Below are 5,115 nucleotides of genomic sequence, written 5' to 3'. Positions count from 1 at the left end.
GGAGGAGGGAGGGATGTGAGCAGCGCAAGGGGTTGACAAGCGAATTGGTCTGGACCAAGTTGGGCGCGCTCCACCCTCCCCATCTCCCCCATGTCCGGAGGCACTTGTGGAACGCTCCAGACCGCTCGCCCGTCGCCCCCTCGTCACCCTGCTCACCGCCGCGGCACTCGCCGCGTCCGGACTGACCGCGCTCACGTCGGCCGCCCGTGCGGCCGACGCGGACCTCGCGCGCAACGGCGGCTTCGAGTCCGCCCTGGACGGCTGGACCTGCACGGCGGGCGCGGTCGTCGGCGCGCCCGTGCGCAGCGGCACGGGGGCCCTCAAAGCCACCCCGGCCGGCGCCGACAACGCCCGCTGCGCGCAGACGGTGACCGTGAAACCCGACTCGCAGTACACCCTCTCCGGATACGTCCGCGGCACCTACGTCTACCTCGGCGCGAGCGGCACCGGCACCACCGACGTCTCCACCTGGGCCCAGTCCGCCCCCGACTGGCAGCGCCTGACGACCACCTTCCGCACCGGCCCGTCCACCACCCGCGTCACGGTCTACACCCACGGCTGGTACGGCACCGGCGCCTACCACGCCGACGACATCTCGCTCACCGGCCCGGGCGGCGAGGCGGGCCAGCCCCCGGCGGTCCCCGGCGGCCTGACGGCCGGTTCCGTCACGTCGACCGGCGTCGCGCTGAGCTGGTCGCCCGTCCCCGGCGCGACGGGCTACGCCGTCTACCGCGACGGCACCCGCGTCAGCACGGTCACCGGCACCTCCACCACCGTCACCGGCCTGACCCCTCGACGGCGTACGCCTTCCAGGTCGCCGCCGTCAACGACGCCGGTGAGTCGGCCCGTTCGGCGACGGTCACCGCCACCACCGCCGAGCGCCCGGACGGCGGCGGGTCCGGCGACCTCCCGGCCCACGCCCTGGTCGGCTACCTCCACGCCAGCTTCGCCAACGGGTCCGGCTACACGCGGATGGCCGACGTGCCCGACAGCTGGGACGTCATCGACCTGGCCTTCGGCGAACCCACCTCGGTCACCTCCGGCGACATCCGCTTCGACCGCTGCCCCGTCGCCGAGTGCCCGAACGTGGAGAGCGACGCCGAGTTCAAGGCGGCGATCAAGGCCAAGCAGGCGGCGGGCAAGAAGGTCCTGATCTCCATCGGCGGCCAGAACGGCCAGGTGCAGCTCACCACCGCCGCCGCCCGCGACAAGTTCGTCTCCTCCGTCTCCGCGATCATCGACACATACGGCCTCGACGGCCTCGACATCGACTTCGAGGGCCACTCGCTGTCGCTGAACGCCGACGACACGGACTTCAAGAACCCGAAGACGCCCGTCATCGTCAACCTGATCTCGGCCCTGAAGACCCTCAAGGCCAAGTACGGCGACGACTTCGTGCTGACCATGGCCCCCGAGACCTTCTTCGTCCAGCTCGGCTACCAGTACTACGGCACCGGCAAGTGGGGCGGGCAGGACCCGCGGGCCGGCGCCTACCTCCCGGTCATCCACGCCCTGCGCGACGACCTCACCCTGCTGCACGTCCAGGACTACAACTCGGGCCCGATCATGGGCCTCGACAACCAGTACCACTCCATGGGCGGCGCCGACTTCCACATCGCGATGACCGACATGCTCCTCACCGGCTTCCCGGTCGCCGGCGACGCGGCCAACGTCTTCCCGCCGCTGCGCCCCGACCAGGTCGCGATCGGCATGCCCGCCTCCGTCAACGCGGGCAACGGACACGTCTCCCCGGCCGAGGTGAACAAGGCGCTGAACTGCCTCACCGAGAAGACCGACTGCGGCTCCTACACGACCCACGGCACCTGGCCGGAGCTGCGCGGCCTGATGACGTGGTCGATCAACTGGGACCGGTTCGGGAACTGGGAGTTCATGAAGAACTTCGACGCCTACTTCGGCTGACCGCCCCCGGAGTGCGGCCGGGCCTCCGTCCGCCGCACCCCGGCCGTCCGCCCCACCCCGGCCGTCCGCCCCACCCCGGCCAGCAGCACCGCCCCCAGGCACCAGCTGGCCACCACGTCCAGCGGCCAGTGGTATCCCCGGCGCACCAGCCCGTAGGAGGCGCCCAGGACGAGGAGCGCGCAGAGCACGACCAGCACACGGCGTACGGCCGGCGAACGCAGCGCGCCGGACAGCAGCAGCGTCGCCGCGCCGTACGCGACGAGCGCCGTGGCGGTGTGGCCGGAGGGGTAGTAGCCGACGGCCGGCGGCACCGCCGGGGTGCCCGGGCGGTCGGTCCACGCCTTCAGCGGGGCCACCAGCGCCGGCACCAGTGCCATGGCCAGGGCACCCGCCAGCGGCGGCAGCCACCAGCGGTCCGCACCCCGCGCCCGCCCGTGCCACGCGACGTACGCCAGCGCGACGGCGAGAACGGGCACGGCGACCTGCACGTTGCCGAGATCGGCGAGCAGCTCGGAGAGGCGGTCCGGACGGACGAGCGCCCGGCTCAGCCGCTCGTCCACGCCGACCAGCGGGCCGTCGGCGACGACCTGCCAGGTGATCAGCGCGAAGAGGAGGACGGGGAGCCCGAGCAGCAGCATGGCGCACAGCTTGGCAAACACACCGAAGGGCCGGCACAAGGGGGGGGAGTGTGCCGGCCCTTCGGTGAACCGCCGTCCCGGGTGCCAGGGCGGCCGTCCTGACCGGAACGCCGCGCGCCCCGGGGGGTTTGGGGCGGGCGACCGTCCGATCGGTGAGGAGACCCGGAACCCGCGGGTTCCGGCTGTGTGCGCGAGGCACGACCAGGTCGAAGCTGGGGAAGCCGCGGCCTGAGATCCGCCCACAGTCCCCTGTGGGCGGGGTGTATCTCTCATCTGCGTAGAACCTACGGCAGGGGGTGCGCTCAGGACAGGGGCATCGGCGTCCTGCCATCCACCCCGCACACCTTCTTCACACGCTCTGCCGCTCCCCACGTCAGGCGTGCGAAACGCAGCTCAGATGCGCGTTCGGGTGCTCGCGCACCTGCCCGTCCTACAGGCCCGCGAAGCCCTGCTCGATGATGTCGAGGCCCTCGTTCAGCAGGTCCTCGCCGATCACCAGCGGCGGCAGGAAACGCAGCACGTTGCCGTAGGTGCCACAGGTCAGGACCAGCAGGCCCTCGGCGTGGCAGGCCTTGGCGAGCGCGGCGGTCGCCTCCGGGTTCGGCTCCTTGGTGGCGCGGTCCTTGACCAGCTCCACGGCGATCATCGCGCCGCGGCCCCGGACGTCGCCGATGATGTCGAACTTCTCCGCCATGGCGGTGAGGCGGGACTTCATGACCGCCTCGATGTGCTTCGCCCTGGCGTTGAGGTCCAGCTCCTTCATCGTCTCGATGGCGCCGAGCGCGCCGGCGCAGGCCACCGGGTTGCCGCCGTAGGTGCCGCCGAGGCCGCCGGAGTGCGCGGCGTCCATGATCTCGGCGCGGCCGGTGACCGCGGCCAGCGGCAGACCGCCCGCGATGCCCTTCGCGGTCGTGATCAGGTCCGGGACGATGCCCTCGTCCTCGCAGGCGAACCACTGGCCGGTGCGGCAGAAGCCGGACTGGATCTCGTCGGCGACGAAGACGATGCCGTTGTCCTCGGCGAACTGGCTGACGGCGGGCAGGAAGCCCTTGGCCGGCTCGATGAAGCCGCCCTCGCCGAGCACCGGCTCGATGATGATCGCGGCCACGTTCTCCGCGCCCACCTGCTTGCTGATCTGGTCGATCGCCTGGGCGGCGGCCTCCGGGCCGGCGTTCTCCGGACCGGTCGGCCAGCGGTAGCCGTAGGCGACCGGGACGCGGTAGACCTCGGGCGCGAAGGGACCGAAGCCGTGCTTGTACGGCATGTTCTTCGCGGTCAGCGCCATCGTCAGGTTGGTCCGGCCGTGGTAGCCGTGGTCGAAGACGACGACCGCCTGCCGCTTGGTGTACGCGCGGGCGATCTTGACGGCGTTCTCGACGGCCTCGGCGCCGCTGTTGAAGAGCGCGGACTTCTTGGCGTGGTCGCCCGGCGTCAGCTCGGCCAGCGCCTCGGCGACGGCGACGTAGCCCTCGTACGGCGTCACCATGAAACAGGTGTGGGTGAAGTCCGCGAGCTGCGCGGACGCCTTGCGTACGACCGCCTCGGCGGAGGCGCCGACCGAGGTCACGGCGATGCCGGAACCGAAGTCGATCAGGCGGTTGCCGTCGACGTCCTCGATGATGCCGCCGCCGGCGCGCGCGGTGAAGACGGGCAGGACGGAGCCCACACCCTGCGCGACCACGGCCGTGCGCCGGGCCTGCAGCTCCTGCGACTTCGGGCCGGGGATGGCGGTGACGACGCGGCGCTCCTGCGGAAGTGCGGTCATGAGGGCTCCTGGGGCTTGCGGGATCTTGCGGACTCTTGCCTTCTTTTCTCGCAGGCTAGGACCGGTGGGGTGGGGTGGGCATGCTCCATGTGGGCGTTGTCCGTGGTGTCGGTTGTCCGTCCTGGACAGGTGTCGGACGCCTGGCGGGTACGGCGACATCGGGACACGTCGGGGCGGGCCCGGCCGCGTAAGCGGTGAACTCCCCCTGGGAGGGCGTTAGATTGGCTCGCTGATGGTGGACGGAGCGGCTGGTCAGGGGGCAAGGGCGATGGACAGCGACGGGAACCGGGACGCGCGGGGTACGCATGCGAATCCTGTGCCGCGTCCGGCGGGGCCTCCCGAGGTGCCCGGGGTGCCGCCGCGGCCCTCCCGGGCACCGGGGACGCCGGGCGTGCCGCCCTTGCCCGACGGATCCGCGTTCCTGTCCTGGCTGCGCACCCCGCGGCCGGAGGCGCTGCCCGGCGTGTGGCGGTTCGGACACCGGCCGCGACCGGCGGAGGAGCCCGAGCGGGTGCCGGGACGGCAGCTGGTGAGCGGGGCGGTGATCGCCTTCCTGGTGGGCTGGCTGATCTGGTCCCTGCTGTGGAACGGCTACCTGGGCGGCTGGTGGCTGCTGCCCCTGTACGCGATGATCCCGGACTCCTGGGCCGAGCCGCACAGCTTCGGCTCGGTCGTGGCCGTCTACGCCTACTACGCCCTGATCGCCGGCATCATCATGGTCGGCGTCGGCCGGCTCGGTCGCTGGGACGAGATCTGGCGGCGCTACGGCCCGCCCGCCTGGCGCCCCGCCAC

General features: G+C 72.1%; 2 protein-coding genes and 2 pseudogenes. 2 read left to right on the top strand and 2 right to left on the bottom strand.

Going from position 1 to position 5,115, the window contains the following annotated elements:
• Positions 1–106 precede the first annotated feature (106 nt).
• Positions 107–1,920 (top strand): annotated as a pseudogene (locus tag DMH12_RS37000) (chitinase).
• On the opposite strand, the gene DMH12_RS36995 reads toward DMH12_RS37000, so the two are convergent.
• Positions 1,908–2,558 (bottom strand): phosphatase PAP2 family protein, encoded by a 651-nt coding sequence (locus DMH12_RS36995; protein WP_185832761.1) that lies wholly within the window; start codon positions 2,556–2,558, stop codon positions 1,908–1,910. The pseudogene DMH12_RS37000 and the gene DMH12_RS36995 overlap by 13 nt on opposite strands.
• Before the next feature lie 430 nt (positions 2,559–2,988).
• Entirely contained in the window at positions 2,989–4,323 is a 1,335-nt protein-coding gene (gene gabT, locus DMH12_RS36990) for a 4-aminobutyrate--2-oxoglutarate transaminase (RefSeq protein ID WP_122615130.1), read from the bottom strand.
• Positions 4,324–4,591: 268 nt separating this feature from the next.
• Between gabT and DMH12_RS36985 the strand changes: the two are divergent.
• Positions 4,592–5,115, top strand: a pseudogene (locus DMH12_RS36985) (ATP-binding protein); the annotation flags it as partial.

The organism is Streptomyces sp. WAC 04229, from assembly GCF_003947455.1.
In the GTDB taxonomy this organism is placed as follows: Bacteria; Actinomycetota; Actinomycetes; order Streptomycetales; family Streptomycetaceae; genus Streptomyces.
This window is presented reverse-complemented; position numbering and strand designations above follow the sequence as displayed.